We start from the raw sequence: 16,140 nt of genomic DNA on the forward strand, positions 1-16,140 counted from the left end.
CCTCTCGTTCGGGTTCGCCGGGCGGACGTCGTGGGCCGAAGCAGACTCAGGACGCCGAAGGACACTCAGGACAGGGACGCCGGGTCGCTGTTCCCGCCGCACACGATCACGGCGACGCGTTCGTACGCCTCGGGCACGTAGCCGCCGCCGACGAGCGCCGCGAGCGGTGCGGCGGCGCCCGGTTCGGCGCAGATCCTCAGCTCGTCCCACAGGCGTCGCCGCGCGTCGAGGATCGCCTCCCCCGGCACGACCACGACCTCGTCGATCGCGCGCCGAGCGATCTCCCACGCGATGGCGCCGATCCGGCTCGCGCCCAGCGCGTCGGCGGCGACACCGCCGACGCTGATCGTCACCCGCTCGCCCGCCGCGCGGGACGCGGCGAGCGTGGGCGAGCCCGACGCCTCGACGGCCACCACGCGCACGCGGCGGTCGAACCAGGCGGCTATCCCGCCGGCGAGGCCGCCGCCGCCGCACGCCACGAGCACCGTGTCGACGTCCGGGCACTGCTTCCCCAGCTCCAGTCCGACGGTGCCCTGGCCCGCGACGACCTCCATCTGGTCGTAGGCGTGCATGAGCAGCGCGCCGGTCTCGGCCGCTCGGTGCTCGCTCGCCACCACGGCCTCCGCGAAGTCACGGCCGGCCTGGTGCACGCGCGCGCCGTGGCGGCGCAGCTTCGCGATCTTGACCGCCGGGGCGGTCTCGGGAACGAACACCTCGACGGCATGGCCGAGCCGCTCGCCCACGTGGAGCAGCGCGAGAGCGGCGTTCCCGCCCGAGGCGATGACCAGGCCCGCGGAGGGCACGTCCTGGGTCAGGGCCCGGTTGAAGACTCCCCTGGGCTTGAACGACCCGGAGTGCTGGAGCAGCTCCAGCTTGAGCACCAGCGGCGCGCCGACGCCGAACGTCCCGGACGCCACCTCGACGAGCGGCGTCCTTCGCACGTGACCGCGGATCCGGTCCGCGGCGGCCGCGACATCGTCCGACGTGGGGACCGGGACATCGGTGACGCTCACTCCCCGGCCTCGCTCACAGCGATCGGGCGATGAGGTCCTTCATGACCTCGTTGGCCCCGCCGTAGATCTTCTGGGCGCGCGCGTCGGCGTACAGGCGGGAGACGAGGTACTCCCGCATGTAGCCGTACCCGCCGAAGAGCTGGAGGCATCGATCGGTGACGTCGCACTGGTTCTGGGTCAGCCACCACTTCGCCATCGACGCGGTCGCGGGATCGAGGGTGCCGGCGATGAACCTCTCGACGCAGTCGTCCACGAAGACCCGGGACGTCCGCACGATCGTCGCCAGCTCGGCGAGCTCGAACTTGACGTGCTGCATGGCGAACAGGGGCGCGCCGAAGACGTCACGGGCCTTCGCGTAGGCGATGGACTCCTCCAGCGCGCGTTCCATGGCGGCCACCGCGTTGACGCCGATGACCAGGCGCTCCCGGGGAAGGTCGCGCATCATCATCCCGAAGCCCGCGCCCTCCTCCCCCAGCAGGTTCTCCGCCGGCACCAGCACGTCGTCGAAGAACAGCTCCGAGGTGTCCTGGCCGTGCATGCCCAGCTTGTCGAGCACCCGCCCGCGCCGGAATCCCGGCGCGTCCGCCGTTTCCAGGACGAGCAGGGAGATCCCGTCGCGACCCGCCGCCGGGTCGGTCTTGGCGACGACGATGATGAGGTCGCATTGCGCGCCGTTGCTGATGAACGTCTTGGACCCGTTGAGCACGTAGTGGTCGCCGCTGCGCGTGGCACGTGTCCTGATGTTCTTGAGGTCGGTGCCGGCGCCGGGTTCGCTCATGCCGACCGCGCCGATGATCTCACCGGTCGCCATCCCGGGCAGCCAGCGCGCCTTCTGCTCCTCGGAGCCGTAGGCCACCAGGTAAGGGGCGACCACTCCGCTGTGCACCGGGTTGCCGAGCCCGGTGTCGCCGGAGCGCGCCTGCTCGCTGAACACGACGGCGTCGTGCGCGAACGTGCCGCCTCCCCCGCCGTACTCCTCGGGCACCTCGCAGCAGAGCAGTCCGAGCGCCCCGGCCTTGCGCCACACCTCCCGGTCCACGTACTTCTGCCGGTCGAAGCGGTCGAGGTGCGGGACGACCTCGGTCTGGAAGAAGTCGCGGGCGACTCCGCCCAGCACGACCCCCTCGTCATCGACCCAGCGCGGCCGTGCGGCGGTTGCGGTGCTCATCGATTCTCCTCCTGCCGAACGCATTCAGTTCACGGCCCGGTCGCGCTCGTCCCAGAAACGCGCTCGCAGTTGCTTCTTGTCGACCTTGCCCAGGAGCGTGAGCGGCAGGGCGTCCAGGAACTCCAGGCTCTTGGGGGCGTGCACCGGTCCCTTGAGTTCGCGGACGAGGGCGATGAGCTCCTCGGGCGTCACGGTCGCGCCCGGGGTCCTGACGACGAACGCCGTCACCGCCTCGCCCCACTTCGGGTCCGGAACCCCGATCACCGCCGCGGCCGCGACCTGCGGATGCGTCGCCACCGCGTCCTCGACCTCTCGCGGGTAGACGTTGAACCCGCCGGTGATCACCATGTCCTTCTTGCGATCGGTGAGGTACAGGTAGTTCTCCTCGTCCAGGTAACCGACGTCGCCGGTGTGCAGCCATCCGTTCCGCAGCGTCTCCGCGGTCAGCTCGGGCTGCTTCCAGTAGCCGTCCATGACCAGCGGGCCGCGGACGCAGACCTCGCCCCGCTCGCCGGTTCCGCAGGGCCGGTCCTCGTCGTCGAGGACGGCGACGTCCAGCATCGGATGCGGCTTTCCGCAGGAGGCGAGCAGCTTGGGCCGCCGCAGGTCGTGGTCCTCCTTGCTCAGGCACGTGACGGTGTTCGGCGCCTCGCTCTGCCCGAAGAACTGCACGAACACGGGCCCGAACACATCGAGGGCCTGTTCGAGCCGGTCGGGTGACATCGGCGCGGCGCCGTAGAGGATCGTCTGCAGGCTCGACAGGTCCGCGGGGTGCTCGGCGATGTGGTCGAGCAGCACGTAGATCATGCTCGGCACGAGGAAGGTCGCGGTGATCCGGTGCCTCTGGACGGTCTCGCAGAACTCCGCGGGGTCGAAGCCCTGGGTGAGCACGACGCTTCCGCCCTGATGGAACACCGGTGGCACGATGCCCGCCAGCGCATGGGTCAACGGCGTCGAGCCCAGGAACCGGAGCTCGGCGGGGAGCTGCCAATGCGCCACGCTGAGGTAGAGGTGCGCGACCAGTGAACGATGAGGGAGCATCACGCCCTTGGGCCGGCCGGTGGTCCCGCCGGTGTATCCGAGCAGCCCGATGTCGGACTCGCTCGCCAGTGCGGGGATGGGCTCGTCCGTGTCGGGGCCCGCCAGGACGTCGGACGGCGATCCGCCGCCGATGTGAAGCACCCGCGGGCCCGCGTCCAGCTCGGCCGCGAGAGCCGCACCGTGCTCGGCGTACCGCGACCCGTCGGCGACGATCGTCGTGATGTCGGCGTCGGCGCAGACGGTGACGTGGTCCGCCAAGGAGCCCATCGGATGCAGCGGGGTGTACCGCGCGCCCAGCGACATCGCGGCGATCAGCGTGGCGAACGCCTCGGGCCGGTTGGGGGCGAGCATGGCCACGCCGTCCCCCGACCTCACCCCGGCGTCCCGCATGGCGAACGCGATCCGCGCGATCAGCCGGCGCAGCTGCTCGTACGACAGGTCACCGGCCGGGGTGATGAACGCGACGCGATCGGGATGGTTCTGGAGCGAGCGCGAGACCATGTCGGCGAAGGTCGGTCGGCGGTAGAGGTCTGTCATAGGGGCCATCACTTCTCCTGTCGGGCCCGACGCTTGATTCGCCGCAACTCGGCTTCGAATCCGTCGAGCAGGCTCCTGAGCCCGTACATGAACTGCGCCTCCGGGTCCGTGGTGAGCACTTCGCCCAGGCGGCGCAGCGGCGAGTCCGCCGGTGTGTCCTCGTGCACGAACGTGTCGTCCACCTGGTGGGCGAACTCCTCGGCGCCGCTGCGGAACCGCGAGATCTCCCAGGCCATGGCGCCGAGGAGGTAGTTGCGCAGCGCCATGAACCCGCGGATCGACGAGGCGTCGTCGAATCCGGCCTGGTGCAGCAGGCCGATGATGTCGAGCCCGACGGCGGCCGCGCCCGGCCCGCGGACGGAGTTCTCCAGGTGGATCTCAATGAGGGCCGGGTGCCGCAACGCGTTGAGCCGGGAGGCCAGCGCGAACTCCTCAAGGCGCACCCGCCAGGGCCGTCCGTCGTCGGCGATGCGCGGCGACTCGGACAGCGCGAGATCGACGACGGCGTCCAGCAGTTCCTGCTTGTCGCTCAGGTGCCGGTAGAGCGACATCGGACTGCCGCCCAGCGCCTGGGCCACGCGGGCCATCGTGACGCCGCTGAGACCGTCGCGATCGGCGATCTCAAGCGCGGCGGCCACCACCGTCTCCCGGTCGAGCGCGCCGCGCGGCAACCGTTCCGATTTCCGCACCTTCGGTTCTGACGTCAAGGCGTGTCCCCTGTTCGCTCAGGCGTGGGCGGCGCTCTTGCGCAGCCTTGCGTACGAGCATAGTGTATGTCCATACCCAGGGAGCGATTCGGACGGGAAAAGTCTGCGTCATCCGTCGATACAGGGTGAGCGCGCCCGCGAACCCCCTCGCATTGGACGACCGATTTTCCCTCCGTGCCTCCTCGACACGAACGCTGAAGGAGCACCTTGCCCATGACCTCCGGCCTCTGGCTCCACGGCGCCACTCTCGTCACCGCGACCGGGCGCGATCCCGAAGCCGCCGGACTTCTCATCGAAGCCGGGAGGATCGCCCAGATCGGGGGGTCCGCCCCGCCGGGCGCCGAAGTCGTCGACTGCACCGGCCTCACCGTGACTCCCGGCCTGATCGACGCACACGTTCACATGGGCCTGGCCAGCGAGCTGGAGGCGAGCGTCGGGTACGGCATCTCCGTCGCGGAGCTCGCCGCCGACATGTTCTCCAATTGCGGCCAGACCCTGCGCGCCGGTTTCACCACGGTGCGGGACTGCGGGGGCATCGACGCCGGCCTCGCCCGCGTCGTCGCATCGGGCAAGGTCCCCGGGCCCCGGATCGTCCAGTGCGGCCCCATCCATTGCCAGACCGGAGGGCACGGCCATTACGCCTCCGAATGGGAGCCCTCCGAATTGTGGCGCGGCCGGGTGGTTCCCGGCCTGCGGACACTGGCGACGATCTCGGACGGTCCCGAGGAGATGCGAAAGAGCGTCCGCGAATCCTTCCGGGGCGGTGCCGAGTTCCTCAAGCTGTGCGTCACCGGCGGCGTCATCTCCCACCACGACAAGCTCACCGACACCCAGTTCAGCACCGCGGAGATCGCGGTGGCCGTCGCCGAGGCCGCGGCCCGGGGCACCTACGTCACCGTCCACGCCCACAACGTCGAAGGCATCCGCAACGCCGTCCTGGCCGGCGTGCGGTGCGTGGAACACGGCACCGGCATCGACGAGGAGACGGCCGCGCTCATGGCCGACCGCCAGGTCACCCTCGTCCCCACGCTCACGGCCGTCGAGGCGGTGATCCGGAACGTCGGCGGGCTCGGCCTGCCCGCCCATTTCGCCGAGCGAGCGGAGCAGGTCCGCGACGCGATGATCGACGGATTGCTCGCCGCCAAGGCCGCCAGCGTCCGCGTCGGGCTCGGATCGGACCTCATCGGGCCCGACCAGAGCCGCCGGGGCGAGGAACTGACCCTGCGGTCGGCGGCCGAGTCGCCCATGGAGGCCCTGATCGCGGCCACGCGGGTCAACGCCGGCCTCCTCGGACTCGACGGCGAGATCGGCACCCTTGAGGTCGGGAAGCAGGCGGACCTGGTCGCGTTCGCGCAGAACCCCCTGGACGACCCCGCCCTGTTCGCCGAGCCCGGCAACGTCGTGCTCGTCCTGCAGAACGGCGTGGTCGCGAAGGACGAGCGAACGTCCTGATTCCCGCGCCGCTCATCAGCACCAAGCAGCGCGTGGAACATCGGCAGCGGGAACCGCCCGGCTCGATCGCTGATCGAGCCGGGCGGTTCGTGGTGCGCGGGGGTCAGCCGCAGACCGCCTCCATCACGCGCAGGAAGTTCCCGCCGAGGACCTTGGCGATGTCCTCGTCCGGCCAGCCGCGCCCGACGAGGCCGCGGGTGACGTTCGGGAAGTCCCGGTAGTCGTCGAACCCGATCAGCCCCTGCGTCGCGACCAGGCCGTCCTCGGGCCGGAAGCCGGTCTCGGCGAAGATCGGCTGGACGAGGTCGCTGAGCATCCACTCGGGCAGCTGCAAGGGCCAGTCGGTGCCGATCCCGACGTGGTCGACGCCGGCCACCTCGGCGACGTACTCGATGTGGTCGAGCATCGAGTCGAGGGTGACCGACGATCCCGGGGCGAGGAAGAAGGGAACGGCCACCACGCCGATGAAGCCGCCCGTGCCGGCGATCGCGCGCAGCTCCTCGTCGCTCTTGCCGCGCGCGTGCGCGAACACGCCCTGTGCCGCGGTGTGCGAGGCGACGACCGGCTTCTCCGACACCTCGCAGGCGTCGAGCGTGGTCTGCCGGCCGACGTGGCCCGTGTCGACGATCACGCCGAGTCCGTTCATGAACTTGACGCTCGCGACGCCGAACGACGACAGGCCGGCGTCGGTGCGCTCGGTGCAGCCGGCCCCGACCTTGGTCAAGTTGTTGTAGGTGAGCTGGCACATCCGCAAGCCGTGGTCGTGCGCGAAGAGCAGCACGTCCAGATCACGCCACGGACCCAGCATGACCTGGCTGCTGACCAGGCCGGCGTGGGTTCCGGTCTCGTGCGCGCGGCGGATGTCGGCGGCGGTCAGGGCCTTGGTCAGCCACGGGAAGCAGTCGAACTGCTTCTGCATGAACCCGAAGCTGCGCTTCCAGGCGTCGTGGTCGTCCACCAGTTCCACCTGACGGTTGCCGCAGGTGATGCCGCTCGCGTCCCAATGGTCCTTCACCGCGTCCAGCCGGCCCTCGAACGCCCGGCGGACGGGCAGCATCAGCCCGTCGGTGAAGGTGCCCAGCTTGTCGCCCTCTCGCGCCTCCAGGGCCGAGCGCAGCTCCTTGTGCATCTCCTCGTCGAACGCCCGGTATCCGACCGGGCCCTGAAACAGCGCATCGACGATGATGCTCTCGCGATGCAGCCGTGCGGCACGCTCCTCCTGCGCCTCGTCCAAGCCGAAGTCGAACGTGCCGAACTCTTCCGTCATCAAGACCCTCCGAAGCCTTCATCGGTGTTAGTGGTCGCCTGTCCGAGGAACGAGGTGGTCCAGGATGAACAGGAATTCCGCGTGTCCGGATCCGTCGTCCCCGACGCCGTAGCCGAAGGGCGGTTGATCGGGGTGGTCGGCCAGGGCCAGGCCCTGTTCGCCGATCGGCCGCAACCGGAGCGGGGGCGGCTCCGCACGGTTGCGGCCGAGCACCGGGTCGGTGAACTTGGCCCGGTAGTTGAGTGCGTCGCCGTCGCCCGTGACGGTGAGGTCGCAGCCCCAGCAGACGTAGTGGCCGTGGTATCGGCTCGGCTCCGGCTCCGGACCGGAAAGGTCGGGCGCCAGCGGTGCGGGCAGACCGAACCGGTCCTGCAACACGACCTTGGCGAGTTCGTAGTGCAAGGCCATCGAGCCCGGGCCGCCGTTCGCGAAGGCGACATAGGCGGCGCCGCTGTCGGGGACGACGCCGACCATCGCCGCGCCGCCGTAGGAACCCCCGCTGTGGGTGAGCACGACACGATCGCCGTACTGCTTGCGGAGCCAGCTCAGGCCGACCGAGCCCGTCTCCGGCACCGGGAAGTCGAGGTGGTGGGCGGCCATCCGGTCGACGGACTCGGCGCTGAGCACGCGCTTGGCCGAGGTGAGGGTCGGCAGGTGGCTCTGCACGAAGGTCAGCGTGTCCTGCACCGAGGTGATGAGCGTCGTGCCCGCCGGCCCCAGGCATTCGGGCATCATGAACAGCTCGCTCGGCGTCATTCGGCCGTCCACCGGCCTATGGCCGATCGCCATCCGGTGCAGGATGGCCTCCTTGGCCGTGAACATGCTGCGTTCCAGCCCCAGCGGCGCGAACAGCCGTTGCCGCATCGCGGTGGAGAAGCCCTCACCGGTGACGACCTCGATGAGCCGGCCGGCGAGCACGAAGCCGGCGTTGCTGTAGGAGAAGTACTCCCCCGGCGCGAACAGCTGGCCGACGTCGCGCAGCAGCGGCATCCAGTTCGCGATCGCCGCGTCGCCGTCCCCGACGTCGGCGATCAGGTCCGCCGCGTCGATTCCGGTCGAGTGGGTGACGAGGTGCCGCACGACCAGCGCGTCCGCGGCCTGCGGATCTCCCAGGACGAGATCCGGCAGGTAGCGCTTCACCGGCGCGTCGAGGTCGACCAGCCCCTGCTCGACGAGGGTCATGAGCAGCGTCGTGGTCCAGACCTTGGTGATCGAGCCGGTCAGGAACAGGGTGTCCGGCGTCATCTCGACGCCGCTGTTCAGGTTCGCGACGCCGGCGGCCGCGGTCTCGATCCGGCCGTCCTCAAGGACGCCTGCCACGGCGCCGGGGATGCCGAATCGGGCGACCAGTTCCTGGAGCGTCTCCTGGAGTTCGGTCATGTGAGGTCTCCCGTCAGCCGAGGCACGATCGGACCGCGTCGGCAAGGTCGAAGGCCCGCCGTTCGCCGGGCCGGAAGGAAAAGAGGTTCGTGACGTAGCCGAAGCCGACCTCGGCATCGGGGTCGCCGAAGGCGATCGATCCGCCGGAGCCCGGGTGGCCGAACGACCTCGGCCCCGCCAAGGGCATCGGCGGGCAGGCCCGCCAGAACCCGAGGGACATGTAGAAGGAACGGTTGGCCGGGATGTCCAGGTCGGCGGGCAGTCCGTGCATCCGGGTCCGGTCGGTCTGGACCTCGATGGCCCGCTCGACGGTGGCCGGACCCAGCAGCCGGACGCCGTCGACCTCGCTCACCGTGGCGGCGTACATGCGGGCCAGCGACCGCGCGTCCGTGAGCATGTTCGCGGCCGGGAACTCGGCGGCGCGGTAGGCGCGCCCGTGCATGAACTCGGAGGCGTTGTCAAAGGCACCGCCGAGCGAGCCGGCGCGGGCCTGGATCGAACCCTCGCCCCAGATGGCGGTGATCCACCTGGTGACCGTGTCGGCGTCGAGCCCGGTGGTCTCGATCATCCCGGCGATCATGTTCTCCATGGTGGGCGGAGCGTCGAAGTCGATCCGCGCCACCTTCCCTTCTTCTTCCTCGGGCAGCCCGATGTAGGCGTTCAGCCCGAGCGGACCGGCCACCTCGTCGCGGAAGAAGGTCCCGAGCGACTTGCCGGAGATGCGGCGCACGACCTCGCCGACCAGGTACCCGTAGGTGAGGGCGTGGTAGACGTGCTCGGTTCCGGGCTCCCACTCCGGCCGCTGCGCCTCCAGCGCACGGAGCACCGGTTCTCCGGCGCACGCCTCCTCGAACGTGAACCGGCCGTCGACGACCGGCAGGCCGGCCTGGTGCGAGAGCAGCCAGCGCACCGGGATCCGGTCCTTGCCGCCGGCTCCGAACTCGGGCCAGTACTTGACGACCGGGGCGTCCAGGTCCAGCTCACCGCGCTCCACCAGCATGTGCGCGCAGATCGCGGTCGCGCCCTTCGTCGTGGACGCGGGCAGGGAGATGGTGTCCTTCTTCCAGGGCCGCTTGGTCTCGCTGTCGGCGAGCCCGCCCCAGAGGTCCACGACTGGACGGCCGCCGACGTAGACGCAGCACGACGCGCCCACCTCGCCGGGGCTCCCCTCGAAGTTCGCGTGGAAGGCATCCGCGACCTTGCCCCAGCCGTCCTCGACTTGCCCGTTCATTGCTGCCCCGCTCTTCGTGTTCATGCTGTCGTCCCGCCTTCTTGAGTACCGTTCGGGAAGTTCGATTTCCGTTCGGAGAGTTCGGCCGCCGCACTCGGGCCGAGTGACCCCGGCCCGAGTGGCAGGCGCTACTTGATCGGCTCTGGCGAGGTCGCGTACTTGAAGCACTTGCAGCCGGTGTCGAAGGTGGACACGGCGGTCAGCTCCATGCCGTCGTGCCGGTCCGGCCCGAACTTGGTGGCACCGTTCAGGGTGAGGGCGCTGACGAAGCCCGTCCCGATCGTCTCGATCCCGGCCACGAGCTTCTCGGTCCCGCCCAGTCCGCCGCTCTTGGTCAGACCCTGCTGCAGCAGCCGCACAGCGTCGCACGCCTGGAAGACGGTGATCTGGTCGGAGGTCTTCTGGACCGCCAGGCCGGCGGTGCGTGCGTCCGCCAGGCAGCCGTCGCGCACTGCGGCCTGCGCCGCGGGCGGCGCCGGCGGCTCGGTCACGTCGATGCCGGGGAAGCCGCCGAAACCGCGCATGCTGGTCAGCTGCTCGGCCGGGAAGATCTTCATGTTGTCGGCGCCGCCCTGGGAGTGGAAGAGCAGGTACTGCGGCGACCACTTCTGCGCGTGCGCACCCTGCGCGAAGTAGTAGATGAGCCCGTTCTCGTACAGCGTCAGGAACATGACGCTGTCGACGTTCTGGGACTTGAACTTCAGCGCGAGCGACTGGATCATGGCGAGGTTCGGCCCGTTGTCGGCGTACCCGTGGGCGCACTTGAGCTCCGCCTTGACGAGGGCGATGCCGCCCTTGTCGGCGATGGGCTTGAGGGTCTTGTCGTAGGCGCGCTCGTTGTAGGGGCAGTCCTCGATGACGACGCCGATCCTGCTGCCGGAGCGAAGGTACTTGGCCGCGATGGCCTTGTTCATGATGCTCTCGACGCGGCGGGTCGCGCTCACCGCGTTGACCGCGATCACGCCGGGGCCGTCCTTGAGCGACTTGTCGTCACCGACGGGCGATCCGGTCTGGCCCATGTACAGGGTCGGAACGCCCGCCTTCGTGAGGCAGTTGTTGAAGCTCTCGTTGTAGATGATGCCGTCGTAGACCACGGCCTGGACGTTGTTGTCCTTCGTGAACCGCTGGCAGATCCCCTCGAACGTCGTGTCGTGGTTGGGGGCGCTGAAATCGACGGCCTCGTCGACGACCTTGATCTTCCGTCCGTTGATGCCGCCGCCGGCATTGATCTTGTCGAACATGGCATGGGCCGCGTCACGGTACGGGCTCACGGTCCCGACGCCGTTCCGCGCGGTCTCGGCGCGGGTGTCGGTGATCAGCATCCCGATCTCGATCGGACCGGAGGTCGTCAGCTTGAAGTCCGAACCGCCGGCCTTGGGTTCTTTGCCGCTGCCCCCGCTGCCGCCGCCGCAAGCGGCCAGGACGGCAGCGCCACAGACCGCGAGAACGGTCTTCCGAATACGCATCATCGATCCTGACTCCCTCAATCTCAGCACCGGCGGGTCATCGCCGCGCTGTCCAACCTCGTGTGACCGCCCGGGGCCGCCGGCGAGGTGCTGAGCGCGATCACGTATGGGCATACACTATGGAGATACGCCACGGGTGGCAAGGCCCGCTCGGCGATTTCCGCGAAAGTGGTCAGCGCCGGCCGACCACCCGTCTGGCCAGCTCCTTCAGTCCGCCGACCGCGTTGCCGCCGCCGCCGTGGAACGAGAGCGAGTACCAAGTGTCGCGTTCCAACACCTGCAGCTCACTGACGGAGGCGAAGGCTTCGTCGCCGAGCTTGACGGCCTTGGCGTTCGGGTACGCGAGCTTGGTCTGCTTGAACAGCTCGGCCACACTCGCGCCGTTGCTCTTGAACGCGCCGGCCAGGCGGCCCTGGCTCAGCACGGTGATCGAGAAGGTCGCACCCGACGCGGCGCCCGTGCTCGTCCAGACGCACTGGTCCGCCCCGGAGTCCTCCTGGTGGGCCGGCTTGCCGTCGCCGAACGGCCTACCGAACGACGCCTCCAGGTCGCGGGGCGTCAGCAGCTTGCAGACGTCCACCCCCGCGTCCGCGCTCTTGGCGCCGGGCGACGCGGACGGAGTGCCCTTCGCATCCTCGCCCCCGCCCTCATCGCCCCCGCCGTCATCGCCGCAGCCGGTGACAGCGAGCGCGAGGACCAGCAGAGACCCGGAAAGACCAGCGAGGATCCTCATGGGCGGACCTCCCTTATGACGTATGCTTGTACACTATGCTGATACGCCTACGGTGACGCAAGGCTTTTCGGCAACCCGCGGAAGCGAGCAGCGCCGAGTCAGGAGGAGACAGTGGATTCCCTCTCAGGCCGCACGGCCTTCGTCACCGGCGGAGCGCGCGGCATCGGGCTGGCCATTGCCCGCTCGCTCGCCGACCGCGGTGTCTCCGTCGCGGTGGCCGACCTCGACGATCCCGCCCTGAAACGAGCCGAGGACGAACTGTCGGCGGCGACGAACGCCCGGTCCTACAAGCTCGACGTCCGCGATCGGCAACGGTACGTCGACGTCGCGGACACCGTGGAGGCGGAGCTCGGCCCGGTGAGCATCGTCGTCAACAACGCCGGCATCCTCGATTCCGTCTCGCCGTCGCGTATGGACCACACCCTGTGGGACTACGTCATGGGAGTCAACGCGAACGGCGTCTACAACGGCCTCCAGGCATTCGTGCCGCGCATGATCGAGCGCGGGCTCGGCGGGCACATCGTCAACACCGCCTCGGCCGCCGGCCTCTTCGTCGACGGTGAGTCACTTCTCTACAGGTCAGGCTTCCTCTACCACGCGTCGAAGTTCGCGGTGGTCGGCCTGAGCGAATCCCTGCGCGTGGAACTGGCCCACCACGGGATCGGCGTGAGCGTCCTGTGCCCCGGACCAGTGGCCACCGACGGGGTGGACAACGCCCGGCGCCTCCGTCCGGCGGACGCGCCGAAGCGCTCCGCCAAGATCGAGACGATCCTGGACGTCGCACAGAACCTGGTGCACGACCAGGGCGTCCAACCATCGGTCGTGGGCGAACTCGTCGTCGACGCGATCATCCACGACCGTCCCTACATCCTCACGGCTCCCGACAACGCCGCCCCGATCCGGGCCCGGATGGAAGCGCTGCTCAACGCCGTCCCCAAAGCCCGGGTCGAGTAAGCCGGGCTGAGCGTCACAAGTCCGTCATCGCGCCGACGAGCCGTCTTGAGCGAGGGCTACTGGTCCCGCTGGACCCAGGGCGATGGCGTAAGGGGTCGGCGCAGCCGCCGCTCCAGGAACTCCTGGACTCCACGGCAGGACCTGCTCCACTCGGACCTCCAGCCGCCGGCCGGCGAAGAAGTCGTAGGCGTAGGCGAACCGCTCGCCCCACCCGCATCTGGAACACGGCGTCGGCATCTGGCCCGTCCGAGTATCCACGCCGCCGATTCTGGCGCTCGTTGGAGCTGGGGTGTCAGATGAGCACACCGTTGATCCCCAATTCGTTGACGGTTCCCTGACTGTCTCCGGACGAGGGAGCCAGCTTGTTGGCGAGTTCGCTCGCCAGGGAGTCGACGAGGGGCTCGTAGCGTCCGGCGGTTTGGCGAGTGGGCCAGATTACGACGCAGACGCCTTCGGTGTAGTGGGGTTCGTAGCCTTCGGTGTCGGGCAAGGTGGTGTAGCCGAACTGCTGGTGGAATTTCTCCTGGCCGTCCTTGGTGCCCGACAGTCCGATGACCGCATTGGCGCCCTGGACGCGGGCCAAGGCCAGATAGGCCGCCTGCGCCAAAGCTCCGTAACCTTGCCCGCGGACATGCTCGTCAGAGACCAGACGGCTGGCTTCCCAGATCCCCTCCGGTAGGCCAAGGACGCCCTTGGGTTCGCCCAGAGACCGGGTGATTTTGGTAAAGGTCTCTGCTCCCAGGTAGTCGCGGGTTTGGAACTGGCCGATGAGCTGGGGTGGACACAGTCGGGCATAGGCGGCCGGGCGACCGGTGGGGTCGTCGACGGTGATGTGCCAGGCGCCGAAGTCGAGGTCCTGCGGATCCCAGAATCGCCCGGTACTATCACGGAAATCGGGCCGGCGCCCCTTGGCGTACAGCACCCGGGCACGAAAGGCCCGAACCGTTTCCAGTGGCTCACTGGTTAAGGCTGTTGCGGCCAGGTGCCACACGGCCACCGCCCGTCCGTGGTGCCGGAGCAGAAGCGCTGTGTCGGGGTGATGGCTGCGAGTGGTCACGGCCGCGCGACCGTCTGAAGGTCGTTCTGGGCCAGGCGTAGACACTCGCCCATGAAGCCGGCGTAGTTGAGGATCGACCGGCCGCCATGCTCCACCAGCGTGGCCAACTGGTCGGGGTAGAGGGCCAGAACCTCGCCGAGCTGGCGTCGGTTGAAGGCGGTGTGCCCGACATCGAGCTCGACGTGCTCGGCAAGGAAGTAGTACCCGGCGTGCGGGTCATCGCCCAGGATCTTTCGGGCATTGGCGACCAGATCGATCGCCATCGTGGTGGACAGCCGCTCCATCTCGTATGAGGCCGATGCCATGTAGTACGGGTGCTCACCGGCGATGATGTCCTCGAACTGCGCGTTGTAGGTGCCGGCGTCGTCCAGCGGGGTGCCCAGGATCGTCTCGGTGTCCAGCACCGCGCCACTCAAGCCGGCGATGCGTCCGGTCAGGGCTCGCGCGTCGGCGATCATCATTTGGTCGTGGCCGTGCTCTCCGCGGGCATGTCCGACGAACCCACGGCCGATGCGTGTCAGCCCGAGCTCCTCACATCGTCGGCCGGCGGTCGCCAGCCACCGTTCCACGTCCCGGGTCACCTGGGGACCGTGCAGGCTGTAGCGGTACAGCCACTGAGCGAACAGATGGGGCGGAACGTCTGGATCAGTGAGCGTGGACACCGCCCAGTGCTCGGCGAACGCCGTACGAGCCGCCTCGATCTGTTCCTCGTAGCGCTCCAGCAGCTCATTCCCGGAGGTCTGTCCGTCGCGGGCGTGCTGCTGGTAGTCGACGCTTTCCGGGGCGCCTGCCGATTTCTTGCTCTCATCCAGCAAGCCCATCTCGTCCTCCTCTGTAATCTCGATGCACTGCAGCACAAGCCGACGATCACCGGCTGCGCGCTTGTCGGCACGTCCTATTTCCGGTAGTCCCCAGAACCTTCCGCAGGCAGACACCGCCCAGCCGCTCAAGGTGTCGCGCTTTGAGAAGGTGTCGCGCTCTTCCGTTCCCCGAGGCAAACCTCTTGCGGGCGCAGAGGGAGTGCTCGGTTCCATCGCCTCCCTGGAGCCGGGGCGTCTACGTCACACCCCACCTGCTCGCCCGCTACGGCTCTCTTACCCACCTTGCCAACGCGACGGACCGCTGGCCCCGTTCGCCGTGACCTGATCGCCCGGCATTGGGACGACGTTCCGCGCGTGGTGGTGGCGATCTACACCGGCCTGGTCCGCGCCAAGATGCCCTTTAGTAGTCGTCCGACCTGGTGGCCGACGGTGGTACCTCGACGACGAAGAACAGGAAGCAGGGTTTGGTCGAAAGGCCGTGGAACTCGTCGGGGAACAGTTCACGGGCGGCCGGATCGGGCTGCGGCTCGCTGATGGCGCAAAGGCGGAAACCGGCGGCGGTGAAGGCATCGGTCATCGCGTGGAGCGGCTTGCGCCAGAACCTCATCGGGACGAACTGCCCATTGAATGACCAGTCGAAGTCATAGCTGGTGGTCGCAAAGTAGTCGGGCCGAGGCTCCTGAATGGTGTAGGCGACGACAGGGTGGTCCACCGACGCGATCAGCCGACCGCCGGGCCTGAGCACTCGCCGCAACTCGGCCAGCGTCGGCTCCCAATCTTCCAGGTAGTGCAGCACCAGCGACGCGACCACGTCGTCGAACGCACCGTCGTCGAACGGCAGGCGGTCGTTCAGGTCGACCACGTGCAGGTCTGCGTCGTCACCGAGTCGCCGCCTCGCCAACGCCAGCATCCCGGCGCTGGCGTCGATGCCGGTGACGACCGCACCGTGGTCGCGCAGTTCAGCCGACAGGGCGCCCGAGCCGCAACCGGCGTCCAGGATCCGACGGCCGGCCACGTCTCCGGCGAGGGCCAGCATCGCGGGCCGCTCGTAGTACGCGTTCACGAGGCTGTTCTCGTTCTCCACCGAGTACGCCTCGGCGAAACCGTCGTAGTCGTTCACCGGGCCTCGATCTGCAGACTGGGCGAAGCTCTCGGATGCTGCGGTCACGTGTTCCATCGCCGCAGCCTAGGCGGTGTCTGATAAATGATCGTGTTGCGGGTGCTGGTCCGGTTGGATGATCGTCTGTGGTGCGTGGTGGTGAGTTGACTGATCGGGCGTGGGCGCAGCTTGAGCCGTTGCTACCCGCTGCCGG

The 16,140-nt window shown here is 68.9% G+C and carries 14 protein-coding genes; 2 read left to right on the forward strand and 12 right to left on the reverse strand.

Annotation, left to right across the window (positions count from 1 at the left end):
• Nucleotides 1–65 precede the first annotated feature (65 nt).
• From E1298_RS12210 to E1298_RS12225, 4 genes are read right to left on the reverse strand one after another with little or no spacing between them, the layout of a single operon-like run.
• Nucleotides 66–1,013 carry a serine/threonine dehydratase gene (locus tag E1298_RS12210; protein WP_131892460.1) on the reverse strand — a complete coding sequence of 316 codons (948 nt, stop codon included), beginning with the start codon at nt 1,011–1,013 and terminating at the stop codon, nt 66–68.
• A 13-nt stretch (nt 1,014–1,026) separates the two neighbouring features.
• Complete coding sequence (locus E1298_RS12215; protein WP_131892462.1) at nt 1,027–2,181, reverse strand: acyl-CoA dehydrogenase family protein; 1,155 nt, start codon at nt 2,179–2,181, stop codon at nt 1,027–1,029.
• A gap of 24 nt (nt 2,182–2,205) precedes the next feature.
• Complete coding sequence (locus E1298_RS12220) at nt 2,206–3,768, reverse strand: AMP-binding protein (RefSeq protein WP_131892464.1); 1,563 nt, start codon at nt 3,766–3,768, stop codon at nt 2,206–2,208.
• The gene (locus tag E1298_RS12225) at nt 3,768–4,448 is read right to left on the reverse strand and encodes a TetR/AcrR family transcriptional regulator (RefSeq protein ID WP_165975434.1); all 681 of its coding nucleotides are present in this window, start codon (nt 4,446–4,448) and stop codon (nt 3,768–3,770) included. Before E1298_RS12225 ends, E1298_RS12220 begins: the two co-directional genes overlap by 1 nt.
• 231 nt (nt 4,449–4,679) lie before the next feature.
• Between E1298_RS12225 and E1298_RS12230 the strand changes: the two genes are divergently transcribed.
• Nucleotides 4,680–5,918, forward strand: coding sequence for a metal-dependent hydrolase family protein (locus E1298_RS12230; protein ID WP_131892468.1), 1,239 nt, complete (start codon nt 4,680–4,682; stop codon nt 5,916–5,918).
• A gap of 103 nt (nt 5,919–6,021) precedes the next feature.
• On the opposite strand, the gene E1298_RS12235 is transcribed toward E1298_RS12230, so the two are convergent.
• The 5 genes from E1298_RS12235 to E1298_RS12255 all read right to left on the reverse strand — a co-directional run bounded on the left by E1298_RS12235 (nt 6,022) and on the right by E1298_RS12255 (nt 11,995).
• Nucleotides 6,022–7,185, reverse strand: a complete 1,164-nt coding sequence (locus tag E1298_RS12235; protein WP_131892470.1) for a dipeptidase — start codon at nt 7,183–7,185, stop codon at nt 6,022–6,024.
• 27 nt (nt 7,186–7,212) lie between these two features.
• Nucleotides 7,213–8,565, reverse strand: a complete 1,353-nt coding sequence (locus E1298_RS12240) for a serine hydrolase domain-containing protein (protein WP_165975435.1) — start codon at nt 8,563–8,565, stop codon at nt 7,213–7,215.
• A 13-nt stretch (nt 8,566–8,578) separates the two neighbouring features.
• Complete coding sequence (locus E1298_RS12245; RefSeq protein WP_207944579.1) at nt 8,579–9,796, reverse strand: serine hydrolase domain-containing protein; 1,218 nt, start codon at nt 9,794–9,796, stop codon at nt 8,579–8,581.
• Nucleotides 9,797–9,924: 128 nt separating this feature from the next.
• Nucleotides 9,925–11,265, reverse strand: a complete 1,341-nt coding sequence (locus E1298_RS12250; RefSeq protein WP_165975436.1) for an ABC transporter substrate-binding protein — start codon at nt 11,263–11,265, stop codon at nt 9,925–9,927.
• Nucleotides 11,266–11,434: 169 nt separating this feature from the next.
• Entirely contained in the window at nt 11,435–11,995 is a 561-nt protein-coding gene (locus tag E1298_RS12255; RefSeq protein ID WP_131892478.1) for a DUF3558 family protein, read from the reverse strand.
• Between the two features lie 111 nt (nt 11,996–12,106).
• On the opposite strand from E1298_RS12255, the gene E1298_RS12260 reads away from it, so the two are divergent.
• On the forward strand, nt 12,107–12,949 hold the full coding sequence (locus E1298_RS12260) for an SDR family oxidoreductase (RefSeq protein ID WP_131892480.1): 843 nt from the start codon (nt 12,107–12,109) through the stop codon (nt 12,947–12,949).
• Nucleotides 12,950–13,241: 292 nt separating this feature from the next.
• Here E1298_RS12260 and E1298_RS12265 read toward each other — a convergent pair whose 3' ends face one another.
• From E1298_RS12265 to E1298_RS12275, 3 genes are all read right to left on the reverse strand, one after another.
• The gene (locus E1298_RS12265) at nt 13,242–14,006 is read right to left on the reverse strand and encodes a hypothetical protein (protein WP_131892482.1); all 765 of its coding nucleotides are present in this window, start codon (nt 14,004–14,006) and stop codon (nt 13,242–13,244) included.
• Nucleotides 14,003–14,863 (reverse strand): heme oxygenase-like domain-containing protein, encoded by an 861-nt coding sequence (locus E1298_RS12270; RefSeq protein ID WP_131892484.1) that lies wholly within the window; start codon nt 14,861–14,863, stop codon nt 14,003–14,005. Before E1298_RS12270 ends, E1298_RS12265 begins: the two co-directional genes overlap by 4 nt.
• 364 nt (nt 14,864–15,227) lie before the next feature.
• Nucleotides 15,228–16,004, reverse strand: coding sequence for a class I SAM-dependent methyltransferase (locus E1298_RS12275; RefSeq protein WP_131892486.1), 777 nt, complete (start codon nt 16,002–16,004; stop codon nt 15,228–15,230).
• Between the last annotated feature and the right edge of the window lie 136 nt (nt 16,005–16,140).

The organism is Actinomadura rubrisoli (assembly GCF_004349215.1).
GTDB classification, from domain to species: domain Bacteria; phylum Actinomycetota; class Actinomycetes; order Streptosporangiales; family Streptosporangiaceae; genus Spirillospora; species Spirillospora rubrisoli.